Source organism: Bosea sp. 124 (genome assembly GCF_003046175.1).
Lineage (GTDB): Bacteria > Pseudomonadota > Alphaproteobacteria > Rhizobiales > Beijerinckiaceae > Allobosea.
The window spans coordinates 1819435-1841078 of sequence record NZ_PZZM01000001.1 but is presented as its reverse complement, the minus strand read 5'-3'; the positions used below and the strand labels follow the sequence as shown (position 1 = coordinate 1841078).

The 21644-nt window shown below is 67.8% G+C and carries 22 protein-coding genes and 1 other RNA gene; 14 read left to right on the top strand and 9 right to left on the bottom strand.

Going from position 1 to position 21644, the window contains the following annotated elements; all coding sequences use genetic code 11:
- Window positions 1–115: 115 nt before the first annotated feature.
- The 3 genes from C8D03_RS08605 to ffs all read right to left on the bottom strand — a co-directional run bounded on the left by C8D03_RS08605 (window position 116) and on the right by ffs (window position 2532).
- Window positions 116–463 carry a YbaB/EbfC family nucleoid-associated protein gene (locus C8D03_RS08605; protein WP_282568614.1) on the bottom strand — a complete coding sequence of 116 codons (348 nt, stop codon included), beginning with the start codon at window positions 461–463 and terminating at the stop codon, window positions 116–118.
- Entirely contained in the window at window positions 460–2337 is a 1878-nt protein-coding gene (locus tag C8D03_RS08600) for a DNA polymerase III subunit gamma/tau (RefSeq protein ID WP_108045886.1), read from the bottom strand. The genes C8D03_RS08605 and C8D03_RS08600 overlap by 4 nt, the downstream gene beginning before the upstream one ends.
- Before the next feature lie 98 nt (window positions 2338–2435).
- Window positions 2436–2532, bottom strand: an RNA gene (ffs, locus tag C8D03_RS08595) — signal recognition particle sRNA small type.
- Window positions 2533–2790: 258 nt separating this feature from the next.
- Here ffs and rpmH point away from each other — a divergent pair.
- The 6 genes from rpmH to C8D03_RS08565 are packed head-to-tail and all read left to right on the top strand — an operon-like array spanning window position 2791 to window position 7112.
- Window positions 2791–2925, top strand: a complete 135-nt coding sequence (rpmH, locus tag C8D03_RS08590) for a 50S ribosomal protein L34 (RefSeq protein ID WP_067253664.1) — start codon at window positions 2791–2793, stop codon at window positions 2923–2925.
- A gap of 52 nt (window positions 2926–2977) precedes the next feature.
- Window positions 2978–3457 (top strand): ribonuclease P protein component, encoded by a 480-nt coding sequence (rnpA, locus tag C8D03_RS08585; protein WP_108045885.1) that lies wholly within the window; start codon window positions 2978–2980, stop codon window positions 3455–3457.
- 58 nt (window positions 3458–3515) lie between these two features.
- The gene (yidC, locus tag C8D03_RS08580; RefSeq protein WP_108051399.1) at window positions 3516–5393 is read left to right on the top strand and encodes a membrane protein insertase YidC; all 1878 of its coding nucleotides are present in this window, start codon (window positions 3516–3518) and stop codon (window positions 5391–5393) included.
- Window positions 5394–5437: 44 nt separating this feature from the next.
- On the top strand, window positions 5438–6064 hold the full coding sequence (locus tag C8D03_RS08575) for a CatB-related O-acetyltransferase (RefSeq protein ID WP_108045884.1): 627 nt from the start codon (window positions 5438–5440) through the stop codon (window positions 6062–6064).
- A 23-nt stretch (window positions 6065–6087) separates the two neighbouring features.
- The gene (gene yihA, locus C8D03_RS08570; RefSeq protein ID WP_108045883.1) at window positions 6088–6741 is read left to right on the top strand and encodes a ribosome biogenesis GTP-binding protein YihA/YsxC; all 654 of its coding nucleotides are present in this window, start codon (window positions 6088–6090) and stop codon (window positions 6739–6741) included.
- On the top strand, window positions 6738–7112 hold the full coding sequence (locus C8D03_RS08565; protein ID WP_108045882.1) for a DUF423 domain-containing protein: 375 nt from the start codon (window positions 6738–6740) through the stop codon (window positions 7110–7112). The genes yihA and C8D03_RS08565 overlap by 4 nt, the downstream gene beginning before the upstream one ends.
- A gap of 12 nt (window positions 7113–7124) precedes the next feature.
- On the opposite strand, the gene C8D03_RS08560 is transcribed toward C8D03_RS08565, so the two are convergent.
- Entirely contained in the window at window positions 7125–7307 is a 183-nt protein-coding gene (locus tag C8D03_RS08560) for a YegP family protein (RefSeq protein ID WP_108045881.1), read from the bottom strand.
- Between the two features lie 190 nt (window positions 7308–7497).
- Between C8D03_RS08560 and argB the strand changes: the two genes are divergently transcribed.
- From argB to hisA, 7 genes are all read left to right on the top strand, one after another.
- A complete protein-coding gene (gene argB / locus C8D03_RS08555) occupies window positions 7498–8394 on the top strand; it encodes an acetylglutamate kinase (RefSeq protein ID WP_108045880.1) in 897 nt (298 codons plus the stop codon).
- Window positions 8395–8561: 167 nt separating this feature from the next.
- Window positions 8562–9287 (top strand): pyrimidine 5'-nucleotidase, encoded by a 726-nt coding sequence (locus C8D03_RS08550; protein WP_108045879.1) that lies wholly within the window; start codon window positions 8562–8564, stop codon window positions 9285–9287.
- Window positions 9288–9392: 105 nt separating this feature from the next.
- Window positions 9393–10589, top strand: a complete 1197-nt coding sequence (locus C8D03_RS08545; RefSeq protein ID WP_108051398.1) for an O-succinylhomoserine sulfhydrylase — start codon at window positions 9393–9395, stop codon at window positions 10587–10589.
- A gap of 213 nt (window positions 10590–10802) precedes the next feature.
- On the top strand, window positions 10803–11390 hold the full coding sequence (gene hisB, locus C8D03_RS08540) for an imidazoleglycerol-phosphate dehydratase HisB (RefSeq protein ID WP_108045878.1): 588 nt from the start codon (window positions 10803–10805) through the stop codon (window positions 11388–11390).
- A gap of 12 nt (window positions 11391–11402) precedes the next feature.
- On the top strand, window positions 11403–11888 hold the full coding sequence (locus tag C8D03_RS08535; protein ID WP_108045877.1) for a DUF2628 domain-containing protein: 486 nt from the start codon (window positions 11403–11405) through the stop codon (window positions 11886–11888).
- On the top strand, window positions 11885–12541 hold the full coding sequence (gene hisH, locus C8D03_RS08530) for an imidazole glycerol phosphate synthase subunit HisH (RefSeq protein ID WP_108045876.1): 657 nt from the start codon (window positions 11885–11887) through the stop codon (window positions 12539–12541). Before C8D03_RS08535 ends, hisH begins: the two co-directional genes overlap by 4 nt.
- On the top strand, window positions 12529–13269 hold the full coding sequence (gene hisA, locus C8D03_RS08525; protein ID WP_181300798.1) for a 1-(5-phosphoribosyl)-5-[(5-phosphoribosylamino)methylideneamino]imidazole-4-carboxamide isomerase: 741 nt from the start codon (window positions 12529–12531) through the stop codon (window positions 13267–13269). The genes hisH and hisA overlap by 13 nt, the downstream gene beginning before the upstream one ends.
- 29 nt (window positions 13270–13298) lie before the next feature.
- Here the strand turns inward: hisA and C8D03_RS08520 are convergent, their stop codons facing one another.
- From C8D03_RS08520 to trpA, 5 genes are all read right to left on the bottom strand, one after another.
- Window positions 13299–14882, bottom strand: coding sequence for an ABC transporter substrate-binding protein (locus C8D03_RS08520; protein ID WP_108045875.1), 1584 nt, complete (start codon window positions 14880–14882; stop codon window positions 13299–13301).
- A gap of 74 nt (window positions 14883–14956) precedes the next feature.
- Window positions 14957–15802 carry an aldo/keto reductase gene (locus C8D03_RS08515; RefSeq protein ID WP_108045874.1) on the bottom strand — a complete coding sequence of 282 codons (846 nt, stop codon included), beginning with the start codon at window positions 15800–15802 and terminating at the stop codon, window positions 14957–14959.
- Window positions 15803–15825: 23 nt separating this feature from the next.
- A complete protein-coding gene (locus C8D03_RS08510; RefSeq protein WP_108045873.1) occupies window positions 15826–17148 on the bottom strand; it encodes a bifunctional folylpolyglutamate synthase/dihydrofolate synthase in 1323 nt (440 codons plus the stop codon).
- 16 nt (window positions 17149–17164) lie between these two features.
- On the bottom strand, window positions 17165–18070 hold the full coding sequence (accD, locus tag C8D03_RS08505; protein ID WP_108045872.1) for an acetyl-CoA carboxylase, carboxyltransferase subunit beta: 906 nt from the start codon (window positions 18068–18070) through the stop codon (window positions 17165–17167).
- Window positions 18071–18118: 48 nt separating this feature from the next.
- On the bottom strand, window positions 18119–18979 hold the full coding sequence (gene trpA, locus C8D03_RS08500; protein ID WP_108045871.1) for a tryptophan synthase subunit alpha: 861 nt from the start codon (window positions 18977–18979) through the stop codon (window positions 18119–18121).
- A 146-nt stretch (window positions 18980–19125) separates the two neighbouring features.
- Here trpA and hrpB point away from each other — a divergent pair, with 146 nt between their 5' ends.
- Window positions 19126–21624, top strand: a complete 2499-nt coding sequence (gene hrpB / locus C8D03_RS08495) for an ATP-dependent helicase HrpB (protein WP_108045870.1) — start codon at window positions 19126–19128, stop codon at window positions 21622–21624.
- Window positions 21625–21644 lie beyond the last annotated feature (20 nt).

Here is a 21644-nt window from a genome sequence, read left to right as displayed (position 1 = left end):
CCCGACCGGGTGACCGCGATACGACGCGGCGTCACGAGCAGGCTCGCCCGGTCGTGGGTTCCGGGTTCTTCGCTGGGCGAAGCCCCGGAATGACAGCCGTCCGCGCGCCACATGCTCAAAACAGCTTCATGCCCGGCGGGATCGGCAGGCCCTTGGTGATCTCGGCCATGCGCTCCTGCATCACGCGGTCGGCACGGCTGCGGGCGTCGCTGCTGGCCGCGACGATCAGATCCTCGAGAATCTCGCGCTCGTCGGGCACCATCAGGGCCGGGTCGATCTTCACCGCCTTGAGCGCGCCCTTGGCCGTCATCGTCACGGTGACCATGCCGCCGCCGGCCGCGCCCTCGACCTCGATCGTGTCGAGCTCGGCCTGAACGTTGGCCATCTTCTGCTGCATGTCCTGCGCCTGCTTCATCAGGCCCATGATGTCGCGCATCGCGTCGGTCTCCTTATTGAATCTCAGAAATCGATGCCGTCGAAATCGGGCTCCGCATCGTCGAAGAGCGGTTCGCCATCCGGCAGGTATTCATCTTCCGCCGCAGCGGTCGCGGGCGTGTCCGCCTCCGCCGCCCGCGGATCGCGCACATCGACGATGCGTGCGCCCGGAAAGCGCTCCAGCACCGCCTTCACGGCCGGATGCGAGGCAGCGTCGCTTTCGCGCTGGCCGCGCGCGGCCTCGATCTGCTCGCGCAGCGTCGCGCCGCCCTCGCCATTGACCACGGCGACCATCCAGGTCTGCCCGGTCCATTCCTTGAGGCGGCGCGAGAGATCGGTGGCGAGCGTGCGCGAACTGCCGGCGGCCAGGGCGAACTCGATCCGTCCCTGCTCGAAGCGCACCGGCCGGACATCGCGCTCCAGCGCCAGCTTCAGCGTGATGTCGCGATGCTGCGAGGCGAGCGCGACGACATCCTCCAGCGAGGCCACCATCACGGCGGGCTGGGCCTGGGCGCGCGGCGCGGCCGCGATCTCGGGCATCGGATTGGCGCTGGCCAGGACCGGCCGCGCGGCGAGCGCGGTGTTGCCGCCGCCCGAGGGCGGACGCGGCGAAGACGAGGCGGCTTGGCCGGACACTTGGCCAGAAGGCAGGGCGCCCGAGCCGTCGCGCAGCAGGCGCAGGGCCTCGTCTGGCGTCGGCAGGTCGGCGGCATGGGCCAGGCGCACCAGCACCATCTCGGCCGCCATGATCGGCCGGTCGGCCTGCTTCACCTCACCGATGCCCTTCAGCAGCATCTGCCAGGCACGTGCCAGGATGCGGATCGACAGGCGCTGGGCGAAGTCGCCGCCGCGCACGCGCTCCGCCTGGGCCAGGCTGTTGTCCTTGACGGCATCGGGCACGAGCTTGAGCCGCGTCACCAGATGGGTGAACTCGGCGAGATCGGTCAGCACCACGACCGGGTCGGCGCCGGCATCATACTGCGCCCGCAATTCGCCCAGCGCCGCGGCGATGTCGCCCTTCATAACCGCCTCGAACAGGTCGATGACGCGCGCCCGGTCGGCGAGGCCGAGCATCGAGCGGACATCCTCCAGCGTGATCGTGCCGGCCGCATGGGCGATGGCCTGGTCGAGGATCGAGAGCGAGTCGCGCACCGAGCCCTCGGCGGCGCGGGCGACCGCGGCCAGTGCCTCGTCCTCGGCCTCGACATTCTCCGCCCTGCAGATGCCCGCGAGATGCGAGACCAGAAGCCCGGCATCGACGCGGCGCAGGTCGAAGCGCTGGCAGCGCGACAAAACCGTCACCGGCACCTTGCGGATCTCCGTCGTCGCGAAGATGAAGCGCGCATGCGGCGGCGGCTCCTCCAGCGTCTTCAGGAAGGCGTTGAAGGCGCCGGTCGAGAGCATGTGCACCTCGTCGACGATGTAGACCTTGTAGCGGGCCGAGGTTGGGGCATAGCGCACGGCGTCGTTGATCTGCCGGACATTGTCGACGCTGTTGTTGGAGGCCGCGTCGATCTCCTGCACGTCAATATGGCGGCCCTCGATGATCTCCTTGCAGTGGACGCCGAACTCCCGGAGATCGGTCGTCGGCCCGCCGCCGCCATCGGGCGTCTGGTAGTTCAGGGCACGGGCAAGGATGCGGGCGGTCGTCGTCTTGCCGACACCGCGCACGCCCGTCAGCATCCACGCCTGCGGGATGCGCCCGGCGGCGAAGGCGTTGGTGAGGGTGCGCACCATCGCATCCTGGCCGATCAGGTCGCCGAAATGGGCCGGGCGGTATTTGCGCGCCAGCACGCGATAGGGCGAGGCAGCCGTCGACGCGGGCGCGGCCGGGGGCGCCGGGTCGAAGCCGGCAAAGCCCGGCTCGTCGGCGGGGGGCGCTGCGTTCGTATCGTCGCTCATCGGTCTGGTTTGGCGTTTCGCCGCGCGGGGGTCAACGCCCGTTTTCGGGTGGCGACGCCGGTCTGGCAGGAGCGGCGTCGCAACACGCGCGCCAGCAGGGTGGGAGGCTGGACGAAGACCCGTTCGGTCTCGTTAGGGCTGCTTCCTTCCGGACCTGACCCGGTTGGCGAGTGAGACGTCCCTCGCCAACCTCCCGGCCGCTATATCGGTGATAAGAATGCCGAGCGCAAGCGCAGCGAACCGGGCCGACTGTCGAAAATCGGCGTGAAGCTTCGCCGCAGGTGCCGCTTCGGTCGCGACTTCGGCATTGACTTGGATCGGGCCATCCGCCATAAGCCCGCCACTTGCGCAGCCCTCCGGGCGGCGCGGAACCTTTTGCATGACAGGCGCCGCCGGCCACGCTTTCCACGGAAGGCTGCGACCGCGACGCCGACAGGGCCCCGGAGACGGACGATGAAAAGAACCTATCAACCCAGCAAGCTGGTCCGCAAGCGCCGCCACGGCTACCGCGCCCGCATGGCCACCGCCGGCGGCCGCAAGGTCATCGCCGCTCGCCGCGCTCACGGCCGCAAGAAGCTTTCGGCCTGAGCCACAGGCGCGTGATTTCGGCGCGCCTTTTCCGGAAGACTGGCCAATCGCCATGCGCCTAGCCCGTCTGACGCAACGCAAGCAGTTTCTGGCGGCGGCCGATAAAGGCCGCCGTTTTCGTTCGTCTGCATTCACCGTCCAGGTCCTCGACGCCCCGCTGCGCGATGCCAACGGTAGCGATGCGCGCGAGCCCGAGGGCCTGCGCCTCGGTCTGACCGCGTCGCGCAAGGCCGGCAACGCCGTCAAGCGCAATCGCATTCGCCGGCGCCTGCGCGTCGCAGCCGCCGAGGCTCTGGCCGGCCAGGCTGGCCGGCCCTGCGATGTCGTCATCGTCGCGCGCCCCGAGACCCTCACCACCCATTTCCGCATGCTGGTCGACGAACTCTCTGTCGCGATCGAGCGCGCTCGGCCGCAGGGGCAGGGCCGCAAGCCTCGCCTCGACAAGCCTCGTTCCGATAAGGCCGCGCTGCCCGACAAGGCCCTGCCCGACAAGGCGGCCGCCCGCAGCGGCGATGCGCGCCCGCAATCCTAAAAGCCCCCGAAATCCCTAAAGCCCGACGGGGCGTCAGCGAGATCTGTTTCCGATCATGATGAAAGAAGACAACCGCAACCTGCTTCTCGCGATCACGCTCTCGGTGGTCATTCTGCTCGGCTGGCAGTTCTTCTACGCCAAGCCGCAGATGGACAAGCAGCAGCAGATCGCGCAGCAGAACCAGCAGGCGCAGAGCCAGGCGGCTCCGGGAGCGGGCGTCGCGCCTGCACCCTCGACCGTGCCGGGCCAGAACGCAACGACGGTTCCCGGCGCTGCTCCGGTGACCGCGGTTGCCGCGACGCGCGACCAGGCGCTTGCGGCCAGCCCGCGTGTCCGCATCGATACGCCGAGAATCGCGGGTTCGATCTCGCTGACCGGCTCGCGCATCGACGACATCTCGCTGAAGGCCTTCCGCGAGACCGTCGATCCCAACAGCCCGATCATCGTGCTGCTGTCGCCGCTGGGCGGCCCCAACGGCTACTACTCCGACTTCGGTTGGGTCGCGGCGCCCGGCACCACTGTGCCGCTGCCGAATGCCTCGACCGTCTGGACGCCGGACGCGCAGGTGCTCACCCCGGCCAAGCCGCTGACCCTGACCTGGAATAACGGCCAGGGCCTGCTCTTCCGCCGCATCGTCACGATCGACGAGAACGCGATGTTCTCCGTCAAGGACGAAGTCGAGAACAAGGGCGCGGCCGCCGTAACGCTGTTCCCCTACGCCCAGGTCGTCCGTCACGGCCGGCCGCCGACGCTCGGCTATTACGTCCTGCATGAGGGCCTGATCGGCGTTCTCGGCGAACACGGTCTGCAGGAGTTCACCTACGACCATGTCGACAAGGAGCCGCTGCTCGCACCCGGCACCAATGGGCGCGTCTGGAAGGATGCCGTCGGCGGCTTCGTCGGCATCACCGACAAATATTGGGCGGCGACGGTCGTCCCGGAGCAGAGCCGCAAATATGAGGGCCGCTTCTCCTCGGTGCAGACCGGCTCGCAGCGCACCTACCAGGCGGATTTCCTTTCGGAAGCCGTGACGGTCGCGCCTGGCGCCAGCGCTGTGAGCACGGCGCGGCTCTTCGCCGGCGCCAAGGAAGTTGCCGCCATCAACGGCTATGAGCGCGATCTCGGCATCAAGCGCTTCGACCTGCTGATCGACTGGGGGTGGTTCTATTTCATCACCAAGCCGATGTTTTTCCTGCTCGACTGGATCTACAAGCATGTCGGCAATTTCGGTGTCGCGATTCTGATCGTCACGCTGCTCCTGAAGGGCGTCTTCTTCCCGCTCGCCAGCAAGTCCTACGCCTCGATGGCGAAGATGAAGGCGATGCAGCCGGAGATGCTGGCGCTGCGCGAGCGCTATGCCGACGACAAGATGAAGCAGCAGCAGGCTCTGATGGAGCTGTACAAGACCCAGAAGATCAACCCGCTCGCCGGCTGCTGGCCGGTGCTGGTGCAGATCCCGGTCTTCTTCGCGCTCTACAAGATCCTGTTCATCACCATCGAGATGCGGCACGCGCCGTTCTTCGGCTGGATCCGCGATCTCGCAGCGCCCGATCCGACCAATCTGTTCAATCTCTTTGGCCTAGTGCCCTTTACGCCGCCAGCGATGCTGCATCTCGGCCTGTGGCCGATCATCATGGGCATCACGATGTTCGTGCAGATGAAGATGAACCCGGAGCCGCCGGACCCGGTCCAGAAGATGATGTTCACCTGGATGCCGGTGTTCTTCACCTTCCTGCTCGGCTCGTTCCCGGCTGGCCTGGTGATCTACTGGAGCTGGAACAACCTGCTTTCGGTGACGCAGCAGGGCTACATCATGCGCAAGCATGGTGTGAAGATCGAGCTGTTCGACAATCTCAAGGGAATGTTCGGCAAGAAGCCGGACCCTGCCGCGGCTGCGCCCACGCCGGGCAAGCCCGCCAACAGCAACAAGAAGTGAAGGAGCGAAGGGCGGGGTTTCCCCGCCCTTCGCCTTTAGAGCCGATGCCGCTGCCCGACCCTCTCACGCGCCACCCCATCCCCGGTTGGAAGGGCACGGCTTTCCTGAAGGCGATCGTTGACCACCCGCTGATCGAGGTCGGCGACTACAGCTATTACGACGACTCGCGCGGCCCCGAGCATTTCGTCGCCCGCTGCGTCCGCTACCATTTCGATTTCGTCGGCGACCGGCTGGTCATCGGGAAATTTGTTGCGATCGCTCAAGGCTCCCAGTTTGTCATGAACGGTGCCAACCACCCGATGGGCGGCTTCTCGACCTATCCCTTCCAGATGTTCGGCATCGAAGGAGCGCCCGACATCGCGGGCCATGCCCATCGCGGCGATACGGTCATCGGCAACGATGTCTGGATCGGCCGCGAGGCCGTGATCATGCCGGGTGTCGCCATTGGCGACGGCGCCGTCATCGGGACGCGGGCGCAGGTGGTGAAGGACGTGCCGCCCTATGCCGTCGTTGTCGGGAATCCCGGCCGCGTGGTGAAGCTGCGCTTCCCGCCGGAGGTGGTCGAGGCGCTGCTGGCGATCCGCTGGTGGGATTGGGAAGCGGACAAGATCGCGCGCAATGTCGCGGCGATCGCGGGTGCCGACATCGACGCGCTGCACGCGGCCGTGTAGGCGTAGGCGCCATGACCACGAGCATGACGACACCCTTCACCGACGATGAGATCGAATCCGCCCGCAAGCTCTTCGAGGGGCCGTGGGATTTCGTCTGGGCCTCGACCCATATCGACGACCTGCCGTCGATGGTCGGCCACGAGATCGCCTTTGCCGGCCGCTCCAATGTCGGCAAGTCGAGCCTGATCAATGCCGTGACGCGACGGAACGCTTTGGCGCGCACCTCGCACACGCCCGGCCGCACCCAGCAGCTCAACTTCTTCCGCCAGGTCGGCGGCGACGAGCGCCTGACCATCGTCGACATGCCGGGCTATGGCTATGCGGCGGTCGGCCGGGCCAAGGTCGCCTCCTGGACCAACCTGATCCACAACTACCTGCGCGGGCGGCCGAACCTGATGCGGGTCTATCTGCTGATCGACGCCAGGCATGGCTTGAAGGACGTCGACAATGCCGTGCTCGAGACGCTCGACAAGGCGGCGATGTCCTATCAGGTCGTGCTGACCAAGGGCGATGCGCTCAAGAAGGCCGACCAGCAGTTCATGTGCGAGGCGACCTATGACGAGATCAAGCGTCGCCCCGCCGCCTTTCCCGAGGTGCTGCTGACCTCGAGCGAAACGGGCCTGGGAATTCCCGAACTGCGCGCGGCGGTCGGGCGTGTGCTGGCGGAGCGGGGATGAGGCACAACGCCGCCAAGATCCATCTGACCATCGCGATGCTGCTGGGGTTGGCTGGTGTCGGGCTCCTCGCGGCGGGCGCCCATAGCGGCGTCGCCGAATCCGTCACCACAGCCGGCCAGATGCTGCTCTTCCATGCGCCGGTCGTCATCGCTGCCACGGCTGCCCGCAAGGTCGGGCTGCTGCATCAGATCATGGCCCGCATCGCGCTGTCCTTTCTGTGCCTGGGCGTCGTGGTGTTTGCAGCCGATCTCGCGCGCCGCGGCTTCGGCGGTCAGCGGCTGTTTCAGGACGCGGCGCCCACGGGCGGCTTCCTGATGATGGCCAGTTGGTTCGGGCTGGCGCTCTCGGCCCTCTTCGCGCCGCGCACCTGACCGCCGAGGTCGTCAGCTTGGCGTGCAGGTCATGCCATTGCGCTGCGCGTTGGCGATGCAGGCGGCCTTGCTTGAGTAGCCCTCAGTCGAAGCGCCAACAATACGCCCGTTTGATGCCGTTCGACGCCAGCGCCACTCGCTTCCAGACGGGTAGATTTCCCACCTGTCCCCATTTTTGTCGGTGCAACTGCTCATCGGCTTGTCTCCATTTCAGCCGACGAATCATCGGCAGATTGGGATTAAAGCGAGCATTCGAAAAAAATACAATCTCAGGTTGTCGATGTGATCTCTGGCACGCCTCGATGGCGGTTCATCCTTCCGCCGCGGCCGATCTTCCGCTAGAAGCGCGCCGCACACTTCCTCGCGGTATTGCGGACCCTGCCCGATGATCAACCCCGCCCATCTGACGCCGTCGCAAGCCGCCGACCTGCTGGTCCAGGCGCTGCCGCACATGCAGCGCTACGATCAGGAGATCATCGTGATCAAATATGGCGGTAACGCCATGGGCGATGCCGCCACCGCCGAGGACTTTGCCGAGGACATCGTCCTGCTGGAGCAGTCGGGCCTCAAGCCGGTCGTCTGCCATGGCGGCGGGCCGCAGATCGCCCGCATGCTGGGCAAGCTCGGCATCAAGTCGGAGTTCAAGCAGGGCTTGCGCGTCACCGATGCGGCAACGGTCGACGTCGTCGAGATGGTCCTGGCCGGTTCGGTCAACAAGGAGATCGTCGGCTACATCTCGCGCGAAGGTGGCAAGGCGATCGGCCTTTGCGGCAAGGACGGCAACATGGTCACGGCCCGCAAGGTGACGCGCACCATCGTCGATCCCGATTCGAAGATCGAGGAGGTGCTCGATCTCGGCTTTGTCGGCGAGCCCGACAAGGTCGACACCTCTGTGCTCGATTCCGTCCTCAAGGCCGAGCTGATCCCGGTGCTGGCGCCGGTCTGCGCCGGCGACGATGGCCAGACCTACAACGTCAATGCCGACACCTTCGCCGGCGCCATCGCCGGCGCGCTCAATGCCAAGCGCCTGCTGCTGCTCACCGACGTTCCCGGCGTCCTGACCAAGGACAAGGAGCTGATCCCCGAGCTGACGGTCGAGGAATGCCGCCACCTGATCGCCGACGGCACGATCTCGGGCGGCATGATCCCGAAGATCGAGACCTGCATCTATGCACTGGAAAAGGGCGTCGAGGCGGTCGTCATCCTCGACGGCAAGGTGCCGCATGCGGCGCTGATCGAGCTGTTCACGGATACCGGCTCGGGCACGATCATCCGGCGCTGAGGGGAGAGCGTCATTCTCGGGCGTCGCGAAGCGGCGACCCGGGAATCTCGTGACACGAAGGTGCTGGTTTCCGAGATGCTCGGGTCAAGCCCGAGCATCTCGGGTTGCCTTTAACCCTTAGCAGAACTCTTGCATGTCAGGATCGGCTCGCCACATGAGTCCATCCCATGAACACGCACGCCCCCATTCCCGTTTCCGTGCCGCCGCTGCAGGCGGAGGCCTTCGCGCATGTCGATCACTGGGTGTTCGACCTCGACAACACGCTCTATTCGCATGAGAGCCAGGTCTGGCCGCAGGTCAACCAGCGCATCACCCTGTTCCTGCAGGAGCTGTTCGGGCTCGACGGCCTCTCCGCGCACGCGCTCCGGAACTATTACTATCACCGCTACGGAACGACGCTGAACGGGCTGATGACCGAGCACGGCGTCGAGCCCGACGACTTTCTCGACTTCGCCCACGACATCGACCTCAGCCTGCTCGAGCCCGACCCGGCGCTGGGCGCGGCGATCGCGGCACTGCCTGGGCGCAAGCTGATCCTCACCAATGGCTCGGTCGGCCATGCCCGTAACGTCGCTGGCAAGCTCGGCATCCTTCAGCATTTCGAGGACGTCTTCGATATCGTCGCGGCCGGTTTCATGCCGAAGCCCGAGCGCTCGACCTATGAGCTGTTTCTCGCCAAACATGCGGTCGATCCCGGTCGGGCGGCGATGTTCGAGGATATCGAGAAGAACCTTCTCGTCCCGAGCGCACTCGGCATGAAGACGGTGCTAATCATCCCGCAGACGCCGGACCCATTCCGCGAGGCCTGGGAGCAGGCCGCCGTCGAGGCCGGCCACGTTCACCATGTCACCTCCGACCTGACCGGTTTCCTGACGCCGCTCGCGCGGACATAGGCTGTTGCTGTCTCCAACGCTGGGAGAAGCCTGTTCTTCTTTACGAACGCGATGCAGGATGATACCTCGGAAGTTCGTTATATCGAACGTTTTGGAGTTTTCATCATGTCGGCATCGGACGGCGGCGCAGCCAGCCTTCATCCCGAGACGCGGCTCGTCCATGCCGGCACCTTGCGGTCGCAGTTCGGCGAGACCTCTGAGGCGCTCTTCCTGACGCAGGGCCATGTCTATGACAGCGCCGAGCAGGCCGAGGCACGCTTCCTGAACAAGGATCCGGGCTTCCAGTATGCCCGCTTCTCGAACCCGACCGTCGCCATGCTGGAGGCCCGCATGGCCGCCTTCGAGGGTGCCGAGGCCTGCCGCGCCACCGCGACCGGCATGGCCGCCGTCACCGCCGCTGTCATGGGGCAGGTGCGCGAGGGCGACCACGTCGTCGCCGCGCAGGCCCTGTTCGGCTCCTGCCGCTATGTCGTCGAGGAGCATCTGCCGCGCTACGGCGTGACCTCGACACTGGTCGACGGCACCGACATTGATGCCTGGCGCCGGGCCGTGACGCCGCAGACCAAGGTGTTCTTCCTCGAAAGCCCGTCCAACCCGACGCTGGAGGTCATCGATATCGCTGCCGTCGCCGCGCTGGCCAAGGAGGTCGGTGCGACGCTCGTGGTCGACAACGTCTTCGCCACGCCGCTCTTCCAGCGTCCGCTCGAACTGGGCGCCGATTGCGTCGTCTACTCCGCGACCAAGCACATCGACGGGCAGGGCCGCTGTCTTGGCGGGCTGATCCTGGGCTCGCAGCATTTCATCGAGACGCATGTGCAGACCTTCCTGCGCCAGACCGGCCCGGCGATCTCGCCCTTCAACGCCTGGGTCATGCTGAAGGCGCTGGAGACCCTGCCGCTGCGCGTGCGCAAGCAGGCCGAGAACGCTGCGATCGTCGCCGACTGGCTCACGGCCCAGCCGCAGCTTCCCAAGGTGATCTTCCCCGGCCTGAAATCCCATCCGCAGGCGGAGATCATCGCCCGCCAGATGACCGGCCCCTCGACGCTGATCGCCTTCGAGGTCGCCGGCGGCAAGGCCGGCGCCTTCCGCTTCCTGAACGGGTTGAAGCTGATCCGCATCTCCAACAATCTCGGCGATGCCAAGAGCCTGATCGTCCATCCCGCGACGACGACGCATCAGCGCTTCAGCCCGGAGATCCGCGCCAGCATGGGCATCGGCGAGGGGTTGATCCGGCTCTCGATCGGCCTCGAACACGCCGACGACCTCGTCGCCGACCTGGCGCAGGCCTTGGCTGCGGTCTGAGGGTCACTCTTCGGCAGGGCGACCTCCTCCGTCATGGTCGGGCTTGTCCCGACCATCCACGTCTTCGCTGGTCGGGACCTGCGTTCGAGACGTGGATGCTCGCCACGAGGGCGAGCATGACGGCGCGGTTCTCAACGCGGTCGCGAGCCATGGCCTTCGCCGCCGCTGCCTGCTAAAGCGAGGCCGGTTTTTCGCAAGGAAACAGAGGCCAACATGCGTTCGGGCGAAGTGAAGCGCCGCACCAACGAGACCGACATCGCGGTCTCCCTCATGCTCGACGGTACCGGCAAGGCCGAGATTTCGTCGGGCGTCGGCTTCTTCGACCATATGCTCGACCTCTTCGCCCGCCATTCGCTGATCGACCTCACCGTCAAAGTGAAGGGCGACACGCAGATCGACGACCACCACTCGGTAGAGGACACCGGCATTGCGCTTGGCGAGGCGCTCAAGGCCGCGCTCGGCGACAAGAAGGGCATCCGCCGCTATGCCGATGTCCATCTGCCGATGGACGAGACGCTGACGCGCGTCGCCGTCGATGTGTCCGGCCGGCCGTTCCTGGTCTTCCGCACACGCTTCGAGGCGCAAAAGATTGGCACCTTCGACACCGAGCTGGTGCGCGAGTTCTTCCAGGCCTTCGCCATGAATGCCGGCATCACGCTCCATGTCGAGACGCTCTATGGCGACAATGCCCATCATATCGCCGAGAGCTGTTTCAAGGGGCTGGCACGCGCGCTGCGGCAGGCCCTCGAGGTCGATCCGCGCGAGGGCGGCCGCGTGCCCTCGACCAAGGGCGCACTCTGAAGGGATCGGATCATGGCATTCTATACGGTGATGATCCCGCCGCCCGGTTCCGGCGGCGCGCGTGACGAGATCGAGCAGGCCCGGCTTCTGCCCGAGACCTTCGCTTGGCCGGCTTTCTTCCTCGGCGGGCTCTGGCTGCTCGGCAAGCGGCTCTGGCTGGCGACGCTGGTCTATGCCCTGCTCTGGGGCGCGCTGTTCTATGCGAGCAGCCAGTTCGGCTTGACCCGCGGCGCCTTGCTGATCTCGCATTGGGCGATCGCCCTGTTCCTTGGGCTGGAGGGGCCGAACCTCGTCGCCCGCAAGCTCGCGCGCCAGGGCTGGCGCCTGGCGGATGTCGTCGAGGCCCGAGACCTGCCCGAGGCGGAGCGCCGCTATTTCGAGCGCGCACTGGCCGGCGAGGCCGCGCCGCCGCGCCTGCCGGTGCCGCCTGCCGCCCGTCCGCAGCCGGCCGGGCCGGTTCCGATCATCGGGCTCTTTCCCGAGGCGCGGGGGCGATGAGCCAGTCGGTCGTCATCATCGACTACGGCTCGGGCAATCTGCACTCCGCGGCCAAGGCCTTCGAGCGCGCCGCAGCCGAATCCGGGATCGCCTCGACGATCCGCGTCACCAGCGACCCAGACGAGGTTCGCGCTGCCGACCGGATCGTACTGCCCGGCGTCGGCGCCTTCGCCGATTGTCGGCGTGGCCTCGATGCCGTGCCGGGTATGGTCGAGGTGCTGGAGGAGGTCGTCCGGGCCAAGGGCCGGCCCTTTCTCGGCATCTGCGTCGGCATGCAGCTCCTGGCCTCGCGCGGGCTCGAATACACCGTGACGCAGGGTCTTGGCTGGATTCCCGGCGATGTCACGTTGATCGTGCCCGAAGGCGAGGGGCTCAAGATCCCGCATATGGGCTGGAACACCCTGCAAAAACAGAACGACCACGCCTTGCTCGACGGCATCGAGACCGGGCCGGACGGCCTGCACGCCTACTTTGTCCATTCCTATTCGCTGGCGGCCGCGAACCCGGGTGACGTGGTTGCCGTCACCGACCATGGCGGACCCGTCACGGCGATGGTCGGGCGCGACAACATCGCCGGTACGCAATTCCACCCCGAGAAAAGCCAGAAGCTCGGGTTGAAGCTGATCGCCAACTTCCTCGGGTGGAAACCGTGATCCTCTTCCCCGCCATCGATCTCAAGAACGGCCAGTGCGTGCGCCTCAAGCAGGGCGACATGGACCAGGCGACGGTCTTCAACGACGACCCCGCAGCGCAGGCGGCCGATTTCGAGCACCAGGGTTTCCAGTGGCTGCATGTCGTCGATCTCGACGGCGCCTTTGCCGGCAAGCCGATGAACGCGGCGGCCGTCGAGGGCATCCTGAAGCGGGTCGCGTTTCCGGTGCAGCTCGGCGGTGGCATCCGCGACATGAAGACGGTCGAGGGCTGGCTGTCCAAGGGCATCCGCCGCGTCATCATCGGCACGGCGGCGGTGCGCGATCCCGCCTTCGTGCGCGAGGCGGCCAAGGCCTTTCCCGGGCAGGTCGCCGTCGGCATCGACGCACGCGACGGTTTCGTTGCTGTCGAGGGCTGGGCCGAGACCTCGGCGCTGGCCGCCGACGATCTCGGCCGGCGCTTCGAGGATGCCGGCGTGGCCGCGATCGTCTACACCGACATCGCCCGCGACGGCATGCTGCAGGGCATCAACTGGGACGGCACGATCGCGCTCGCCAAGGCGCTGACCATTCCCGTCATCGCCTCGGGAGGCCTCGCCTCGATGGCCGACATCGAGCGCCTGATGGCGCCCGATGCCGCGATCCTCGAAGGCGCCATCACCGGCCGCGCCCTCTATGACGGGCGCATCGATCCGGGCGCCGCGCTGGAGCGTCTGTCGCGCGCCGCCTGAGCCGGCCCACCGCCGCACCCCATCCCGCCTCAGACCTTGCGGATATTGGTGAAGACCGGCACGCCCTTGAGCATCCCGGTCAGGTTCTTTCGGTAGGCGACCGGCTGGAAATACTGCCCGGCCGGGACGAAGGGCACGTCCTTCAGCGCCTGGAGCTGGAGATCGCGCGCGATCGTCTTCTGCTCGCCGAGATCGGCCGCCGTCAGCCATTTGTCGCGCAGCGCCTCGATCGCGGGGCTATCGGGCCAGCCCGTCGCGCCCTTGGCGCCATTGGCGCGCAGCGGCGTGTTGGTCGCGGGCGTCGCCAGGTCGAGGCCGGACCAGTAGGTGACGTAGCAGCTCCAGCCGCCCTCCTCGACCGGGCCGCGCTTGGCGATGCGCTGGATCACGGTGCCCCAGTCGGCCGGCACGAAATCGACGTTCATGCCGATCTTTCGCATCATCTCGGCCGCGACCTCGCAGACGGCGCTGATGCGGGCGACATCCTGCCCCGACAGGAACACGACGCGCTCGCCCTTGTAGCCGGCCTCGATCAGTTCCTTCCTGAGCGCGGCATAGTCGGTGGACGAGCCGATCGCTTCGAGGCCTGCCTCCGTCGCCATGTTGGAGACGGCGCCGAAGAAGCCGGTCCGGTCCTTCCAGAGCGAATTATCCGCACCGGCGACGGCCTGCATGCATTCCGACTGGTTCAACCCCTTCAGGATGACGCGGCGGATCGCCGGGTTGTCGAAGGGCGGCTGCGTGTGGTTGAGGCGGACCTGGCCGCACCAGCCGAACGGGTCCTTGATCTCGACGACGATGTCGCGATTGGCCTTCAGGACCGGCAAAAGGTCTATCAGCGGCTGCTCGACCCAGTCGACAGCGCCCGATTGCAGGGCCGCCGCCGCGGTCGCGGCATCCGGGATCACCTGGAACTCGACCCGGTCGAAATGCGCCGTACGGGCGCCCGCCGTGAAGCTCGGCGTGCCCTCGCGCGGGACGTAGGCAGCATGGCGGGCATAGATGTGCCTGGCTCCGGGAACGCGCTCGCCCAAGACATAGCTGAACGGGCCGCTGCCGATCGCTTCGGGCACCTGCTTGAACGGATCGGTCATCGCCAGCCGCTCCGGCATGATCACCGGGATCAGCGAGCTCGGCCGCGCCAGCGCATGCGCCAGCAGGGGGAAGGGCCGTTTCAGCCGGAAGACGATGGTGCGGTCGTCAGGCGCGGTGATCTCGTCGGTCGCCGCCATCACCGCCTGGCCGAAGGCGTCGCGCACACCCCAGCGCTTGAGGCTCGCGACACAGTCGCGCGCCAGCACCTTGGTCCCGTCATGGAAGACGAGGCCGGGCCGCAGCGTCATCGTCCAGCGCTTGCCGTCATCCTCGACGACATGGCCCTCGACCATCTGCGGCTGCGGCTGGAGGTTCTCGTCGAGGCCGAACAGTGTGTCGAAGACGAGCAGCGCATGGGTCCGCGTCGCATAGGCCGTCGTCCAGATCGGATCGATGATCGCGACATCGGCATAGGGCACGAAACGCAGCACGTTGTTGCCCTGGCCGAGCGCGAGGCTTGGCGCCGCGATCAGGGCCGAGGCTGCGGCGGAGGACTTGAGGAACTGGCGGCGATGCACGGGCGGACTCCAGGCGACGGAAGCCTGCGCCGAAGCACGGGCCGTGCCAGCGAATGCCCCGAGACCCGCCCTGCCTAAAGCATCGGCAGCGCGTGCGGCTTGCGTCCGCGCGGGAAGGCCGTCTCGATGCGAGCGAGGTCGCCTTCCGTCAGAACGAACCGCAGCGCACCTGCATTGTCCTCGACATGGGGAACCTTGCCTGCCTTGGGTATCGCGAAGACGCTTGGCCGGCGTGTCAGGAAGGCGAGCGCGACCTGTCGGGCGGTGGCGCCATGCGCGGCCGCGATCTCGGCCAGGACCCGCCCGCCGGCGCTGCCCGATGCCGGGAAATCATCATGCCCGAACGGGCTGTAGGCGGTGACGGCGACGCCATGGCGCTCGCACCAGGGAATGACGGCATGCTCGATTGCGCGCTCGCGCAGATGGTAGAGCACCTGGTTGCAGGCGATCGCGCCGGGCCCGGCGGCGGCCAGCGCTTCGTCGAGATCGTCCTCGTCGAAATTGCTGACGCCCCAGGACAGAATCTTGCCCTCGGCCTTCAGCGCCTCGAAGGCGGCGAACGTCTCGGCCAGGGGATGCGGTCCGCGCCAGTGCAGCAGGTAGCAGTCGAGCCGGTCGGTCTTGAGATGACGCAGCGAGCGCTCGCAGGCGGCGCGCGTCCCGCTTTTCGACGCATTATGCGGCAACACCTTCGAGACCAGGAAGGCATCGTTGCGCCGGTCGGCGATGGCCTCGCCGATGATCGCTTCCGAGCGGCCGTCGCCATACATCTCGGCCGTGTCGATATGGCAAAGGCCGAGATCGAGCCCGCGCCGCAGGGCCGCGATCGCCTCGCGTCGCTCGCCCTGCTCGATATACCACGTGCCCTGGCCTATGGCGGGGATCTCCCGGCCGGCATGTCCGAATGCATGCGTCACCATCAGGAGCCCCTATTGCAACTCGGTCACGCCGGCAGCGTGCCGTTGGCTTGAAGCACCTCGCCGGCGAGATAGAGCGAGCCGCAGATCAGGATGCGCGGTGGCGCGGACCAGTCGCGCGTCGCGATTTCGCGCAAGGCCTGCTCGACCGAGCCGGCGACTTCGGCCGCGATGCCGGCCGCGCGCGCCTGTTCCGCGACCTCCTCGGCCGGGCGGGCGACGAGCTGGTTCTGGATCGGCACGGCGAAGAGCATCTGCGCCAGCCCCTTGAAATGGCTGAGCGTCGCCTTCGCGTCCTTGGTCGAGAGCATGCCTGCGATCATTACCAGCGGCGCCGGGTTGCGGTCGGCGAGATCGGCCATCGCCTGGGCCAGCACGCGGCCGCCATCGGGGTTGTGCCCGCCGTCGAGCCAGAGCTCGGCCCGTCCCGGCACGAGATCGGCGAGCCTGCCGCGCGCCAGCCTTTGCAGCCGCGCCGGCCAGTCCGCATCGCGCATGCCCTGCTCGAAGACGCGCGCCGGCAGACCGCCATAGCCTGCGGCGCGCAAAGCAGCGATCGCGGTGCCGGCATTGACATGCTGATGGCGCCCGGCAAGGCGCGGCAGCGGCAGATCGAGCAGCCCGTCGCCATCCTCATAGACCAGCCGCCCGCCGGCCTCGTGGACGGTGAAATCCTGGGCCCCGATCAGGATCTTCGCTGCACCGACACGCTCCGCCGCCGCTTCCAGAACCGCTGTCGGCTCCGGTTCCTGCGGAGCGATCACCGCCGGCGCGCCGCGCTTGAAGATGCCGGCCTTTTCGCCCGCGATCTTGGTGACGCTGTCGCCGAGATATTCGGAATGGTCGAGCGAGACCGGCGTCACCACCGTGCAGGCCGGGTGCGCGATGATGTTGGTCGCGTCGAAGCGCCCGCCGAGGCCGACCTCGAGCAGCACGACATCGGCCTTGTGCTCGGCGAAGAGCAGGAAGGCCACCGCCGTGGTGATCTCGAAGAACGTGATCTGGTCGCCGGCATTGGCCCGCTCGCAGCGCTCCAGCGCCTCGACCAGCACGGTCTCGTCGACGAAGCGGCCCCCGCCCGGCGCGCCCAGCCGGATGCGCTCATGGAAGCGCACGAGATGCGGCGAGGTGTAGACATGGACGGAGAGGCCGGCCGCTTCGAGGATCGCCCGCATGAAGGCGATCGTCGAACCCTTGCCATTGGTGCCGGCGACATGGATCACCGGCGGCAGACGCTTCTGCGGATCGCCGAGCCGCTCCAGCAGGGTCAGGATGCGGCCGAGCGAGAGGTCGATCAGCTTGGGATGCAGCGCCAGGAGACGCGCCAGGACCGTGTCGGACGAACCCATGATCCCGACAGTCGCGTCAGACGGCTTCGGTGATGGCTTGCGGCGGCGAGGCGGGCGCGGGCTCGCTGGCCGGAGCCGGCTGCTTCGTCAGGAGCCGGCCGAGCCGCGCCAGCGTCTCGGGCAGGTCGTGCCGGTGCACCACCATGTCGACCATGCCGTGATCCTTGAGGTATTCGGCCCGCTGGAAGCCTTCCGGCAACTTCTCGCGGATGGTCTGCTCGATCACGCGCGGCCCGGCGAAGCCGATCAGCGCACCGGGCTCGGCGATCTGGATGTCGCCCAGCATGGCATAGGAGGCGGTGACGCCGCCGGTCGTCGGGTTGGTCAGCACGACGATATAGGGCAGGCCGGCCTTGCGCAGCATCCGGATGGCGACGGTCGTGCGCGGGAGCTGCATCAGCGACAGGATGCCCTCCTGCATGCGCGCGCCGCCCGAGGCCGCGAAGACGACATAGGGCGTCTTTTTCTCAAGCGCGGTCCTGGCGCCCTTGATGAAGGCCTCGCCGGCCGCCATGCCGAGCGAGCCGCCCATGAAGTGGAAATCCTGCACCGCGATGGTGAGGGCGAAGCCTTTGACCCGGCCATAGCCGACCTTGAAGGCGTCTGTGGCGCCGGTCTTGGTGCGGGCGTCCTTCAGCCGGTCGATATAGCGCTTCTCGTCGCGGAACTTCAGCGGATCGGTCGCGACCTCGGGCAGCGGCACGTCGAGCCACTTGCCCTCGTCGAAGGTCAGGCGCAGCCGGTCCTGCGCGGTGACGCGCATATGGTGGTCGGAGCCGGGAATGACGAAGCCATTGGCCTCGACATCCTTGTGAAAGACCATCTGCCCGGAATCGGGGCATTTGATCCAGAGATTCTCCGGGCTCTCGCGCTTGAACAGCGTTTTGATGCGCGGCCGGACGACTTCGGAAATCCAGTTCATGGATCGGTCCCTGACGATTCTGGCGCGATGGCGGGAGAGGGCTTGGCCTCAGGCCGCCACCTTCGCGGCCGAGCGGATGCCCGCGGCGAGCTCTGCGACGAGCGAGGTGACAGCCGAAACCGTCTTTTCCGTGGCCTTGCCGTCGGCGTCCAGTGAGAGCCGTACGCGGTCGACCAGGGCCGATCCCACGACGACGCCGTCAGCGCCCTTGGCGATGGTGGCTGCGTCCTGTGCCGTCTTGACGCCGAAGCCGACCGCGACCGGGAGATTGGTGTGGCGCTTGATCCGCGCCACGGCCTCGCCGACCGCGTCGTAGTTCGCGATCGCGCCGCCGGTGACGCCGGTCATCGAGACATAATAGACGAAGCCGGAGGTGTTCTGCAGCACCTTGGGCAGGCGCTTGTCGTCGGTGGTCGGCGTGGCGAGGCGGATGAAGCTCAGCCCGGCGGCCAGCGCCGGCAGGCAGAGCTCGCTGTCCTCCTCCGGTGGCAGGTCGACGACGATCAGGCCGTCGACACCGGCCGCGCGCGCATCCCGCAGGAAAGGTTCGACGCCGTAGGCGTAGATCGGGTTGTAGTAGCCCATCAGCACGATCGGCGTGTCGTGACCGGCGGCACGGAAGCCCTGGACCATGGCCAGCGTCTTCTTCAGTGTCTGGCCGCCCTTGAGCGCGCGCTGGCCGGCGAGCTGGACCGGGATGCCGTCGGCCATCGGATCGGTGAAGGGCACGCCGAGTTCGATGAGGTCGGCGCCGGCACCGGGCAGCGCGTCGAGGATCGCGCTGGCGGTTCCGAAATCGGGGTCGCCCGCCGTGATGAAGGTCACGAGCGCGGCGCGGCCCTCGGTCGCGCAAGCCTGGAAGCGGGCCTGGATACGAGCCTGGCCGGTGGCTGTCTTGAGATCGGTCATGGCCTGAGCGGTTAGCATGACGGGCGCGGGCTGGCGAGAGGGTTGCGCGGGAGCGCTGGCTGCGCCACATCCGCGACGCGGTCGGAGAGTGAGAGCATGATGTCGCCCGAATGCCGGTTCCCACGTTTCGGCATCATGCTCTAGCGATGCGCGCCTTCGACGTCCCGCTCCCGATCGACGCCGTCCTCGGCGATCTCGCGGCCGCGCTCCGGGCGCGCAGCAATGCCGTGCTCGTCGCCCCGCCTGGCGCCGGCAAGACCACGCGCGTGCCGCTGGCCCTGCTTGACGAACCCTGGACGAAGGGCGGCAAGCTGATCGTGCTGGAGCCGCGCCGGTTGGCGGCGCGCGGGGCGGCGAACCGGATGGCGCAGACGCTGGGCGAGCGTGTCGGCGAGACCGTCGGCCTGCGCGTCCGCCTCGGTTCGAAGATCGGGCCGAAGACGCGGATCGAGGTCGTGACCGAGGGCGTCTTCGCCCGGATGATCCTCGACGATCCGGGGCTGGAAGGCGTTGCCGCCGTGCTGTTCGACGAGTTCCACGAGCGCTCGCTCGACGCCGATTTCGGCCTGGCGCTGGCGCTCGACGCACAGTCCGGCCTGCGCGAGGACCTGCGCATTCTGGTGATGTCGGCGACGCTTGACGGTGCCCGCGTCGCGCGCCTGCTCGGCGAGGCGGCGGTGGTCGAGAGCCAGGGCCGGGCCTATCCTGTCGAGACGCGCTATCTCGGCCGCGAACCGCTGAAGCGCATCGAGGACCAGGTTGCGGATGCCGTGCTGCTGGCGCTGAACGAGCAGGCCGGATCGCAACTCGTCTTCCTGCCGGGACAGGGCGAGATCAGGCGGGTCGAGGAGCGGTTGCGCGAGCGCATCCGGGACGTAAGCGTGGAGATCGCGCCCCTTTACGGCGCTCTCGACCAGGCCGAGCAGGACCGCGCCGTGCTGCCCGCGCCGCCTGGCCGCCGCAAGGTCGTGCTGGCGACGGCCATCGCCGAAACCTCGCTGACCATTGAAGGCGTGCGCGTGGTGATAGATTCGGGGCTCGCCCGTGTGCCGGTCTACGAGCCCGATCTCGGCGTCACCCGGCTGGAGACGCGCCGCGCCAGCCGCGCGGCATGTGACCAGCGTCGGGGCCGTGCCGGCCGCACCGAGCCCGGCATCTGCTATCGGCTCTGGGAGGAGGCCGGCAATGGCGCGCTCGAGGCCTTCGCGCGGCCGGAAATCCTCTCCGCCGATCTCGCTCCGCTGCTGCTCGACTGCGCGGCCTGGGGCGTGTCCGATCCGACGGGCCTCGCCTTCCTCGATCCGCCACCCGCCCCGGCGCTGAAGGAGGCGCGCAGCCTTCTGGCGAGCATCGGTGCGCTCGATGCCGATGGCCGGATCACCCCGGAGGGGCGCACGCTCCAGCTTCTGCCGCTGCCGCCACGTCTCGCCCGCATGGTCGTTGCCGCCGCGCGTTTCGGTGAGGCGGGGCCGGCTGCGATGCTGGCCGCTCTGCTGGTCGAACGCGGGCTTGGGGGCGATGCGCTCGACCTCTCCGAACGGCTGGAGCGCGTCGAGCGGGAACGGGGTGGCCGCGCCGCCGATATGCGCCGTCTGGCCGAGGGCTGGGCTCGCGCCGCCGAGCGCGCCGCAGGCCGGCAGAAGGGAGCGGAGACGCTGTCGCCCGGCGTGCTGCTCGCCTTCGCCTATCCCGACCGTGTCGCCAAAGCGCGCAGCCCCGGCTCGGGACAATACCTGCTCGCCAATGGCCGCGGGGCCACGCTCGAGCCGACGCAGCGGCTGGCGCGCGAACCCTATATCGTGGTCGCCGAGATGACCGGCGCCGCCCAGCAGTCCCGCATCCTGTCGGCGGCGGCGCTCGCTGAAGGCGATATCGCCCGGCTCGTCGCCAACGGCTTGGCGCCGTTCGCGATCGAGGAGCGCAGCGAGACGGTCTTCGACCGCACCGCCCGCGCCCTGCGCACCCGGGCGGTGCGGCGCTACGGCGCGCTTGCCCTGTCGGAGCGGCCGTTGCCGGCCGAGGGCTCGATCGCGAATGCCGAGATCTTGGCCGAGGGTATCGGCGCTCTCGATATCGGACTTCTGCCCTGGACCCGGGCGCAGCGGCAACTGCGCGAGCGCGTCAGCTTCCTGCAGCGGGCCAAGTCCGAGCAGGGCTGGCCGGACCTGTCGGATGGCGGCCTTGCAACCGCGCCCGCGCTTTGGCTCGCGCCGCACATTCTCGGGCGTGCTGCGCTGGCCGCGATCGAGCCGGGCGACCTCGATGCGGCGCTCGGCGAATTGCTGCCCTGGGACATGAAGCGGCGCCTCGATGCCGAGGCGCCGACCCATTTCACCGCACCGACAGGCTCCAGCCTCGCGGTAGACTATGCCGCCGAAGCGGGCCCGACGATCTCGGTCCGGGTGCAGGAACTGTTCGGGCTCTCGAAGCATCCGACGCTCGCCGGCGGGCGGGTGCCGCTGGTGCTGGAACTGCTCTCGCCCGGGCACCGGCCGATCCAGATCACCCGCGACCTGCCGGGCTTCTGGCGCGGCTCATGGGCCGCGGTGAAATCCGAGATGAAGGGCCGCTACCCCCGCCATCCCTGGCCGGACGATCCTGCCGCCGCGCCGCCGACGACGCGGGCCAAGCCCCGCGGGACCTAGAATACCGCAGGACCTGAGAT

Bases quoted from the DNA above. Each gene is read 5' to 3' on its own strand.
- yihA (WP_108045883.1), top strand. From the start codon at position 6,088: ATGACGACACCCTTCACCGACGATGAGATCGAATCCGCCCGCAAGCTC.
- C8D03_RS08560 (WP_108045881.1), bottom strand. From the start codon at position 7,307: ATGAGCAGTTGCACCGACAAAAATGGGGACAGGTGGGAAATCTACCCG.
- accD (WP_108045872.1), bottom strand. From the start codon at position 18,070: ATGAACTGGATTTCCGAAGTCGTCCGGCCGCGCATCAAAACGCTGTTC.
- hisH (WP_108045876.1), top strand. From the start codon at position 11,885: ATGAGCCAGTCGGTCGTCATCATCGACTACGGCTCGGGCAATCTGCAC.
- yidC (WP_108051399.1), top strand. From the start codon at position 3,516: ATGAAAGAAGACAACCGCAACCTGCTTCTCGCGATCACGCTCTCGGTG.
- C8D03_RS08535 (WP_108045877.1), top strand. From the start codon at position 11,403: ATGGCATTCTATACGGTGATGATCCCGCCGCCCGGTTCCGGCGGCGCG.
- C8D03_RS08600 (WP_108045886.1), bottom strand. From the start codon at position 2,337: ATGAGCGACGATACGAACGCAGCGCCCCCCGCCGACGAGCCGGGCTTT.
- C8D03_RS08550 (WP_108045879.1), top strand. From the start codon at position 8,562: ATGAACACGCACGCCCCCATTCCCGTTTCCGTGCCGCCGCTGCAGGCG.
- trpA (WP_108045871.1), bottom strand. From the start codon at position 18,979: ATGACCGATCTCAAGACAGCCACCGGCCAGGCTCGTATCCAGGCCCGC.
- C8D03_RS08545 (WP_108051398.1), top strand. From the start codon at position 9,393: ATGTCGGCATCGGACGGCGGCGCAGCCAGCCTTCATCCCGAGACGCGG.
- C8D03_RS08565 (WP_108045882.1), top strand. From the start codon at position 6,738: ATGAGGCACAACGCCGCCAAGATCCATCTGACCATCGCGATGCTGCTG.
- hisB (WP_108045878.1), top strand. From the start codon at position 10,803: ATGCGTTCGGGCGAAGTGAAGCGCCGCACCAACGAGACCGACATCGCG.
- rpmH (WP_067253664.1), top strand. From the start codon at position 2,791: ATGAAAAGAACCTATCAACCCAGCAAGCTGGTCCGCAAGCGCCGCCAC.
- hrpB (WP_108045870.1), top strand. From the start codon at position 19,126: ATGCGCGCCTTCGACGTCCCGCTCCCGATCGACGCCGTCCTCGGCGAT.
- C8D03_RS08575 (WP_108045884.1), top strand. From the start codon at position 5,438: ATGCCGCTGCCCGACCCTCTCACGCGCCACCCCATCCCCGGTTGGAAG.
- argB (WP_108045880.1), top strand. From the start codon at position 7,498: ATGATCAACCCCGCCCATCTGACGCCGTCGCAAGCCGCCGACCTGCTG.
- C8D03_RS08515 (WP_108045874.1), bottom strand. From the start codon at position 15,802: ATGGTGACGCATGCATTCGGACATGCCGGCCGGGAGATCCCCGCCATA.
- rnpA (WP_108045885.1), top strand. From the start codon at position 2,978: ATGCGCCTAGCCCGTCTGACGCAACGCAAGCAGTTTCTGGCGGCGGCC.
- C8D03_RS08510 (WP_108045873.1), bottom strand. From the start codon at position 17,148: ATGGGTTCGTCCGACACGGTCCTGGCGCGTCTCCTGGCGCTGCATCCC.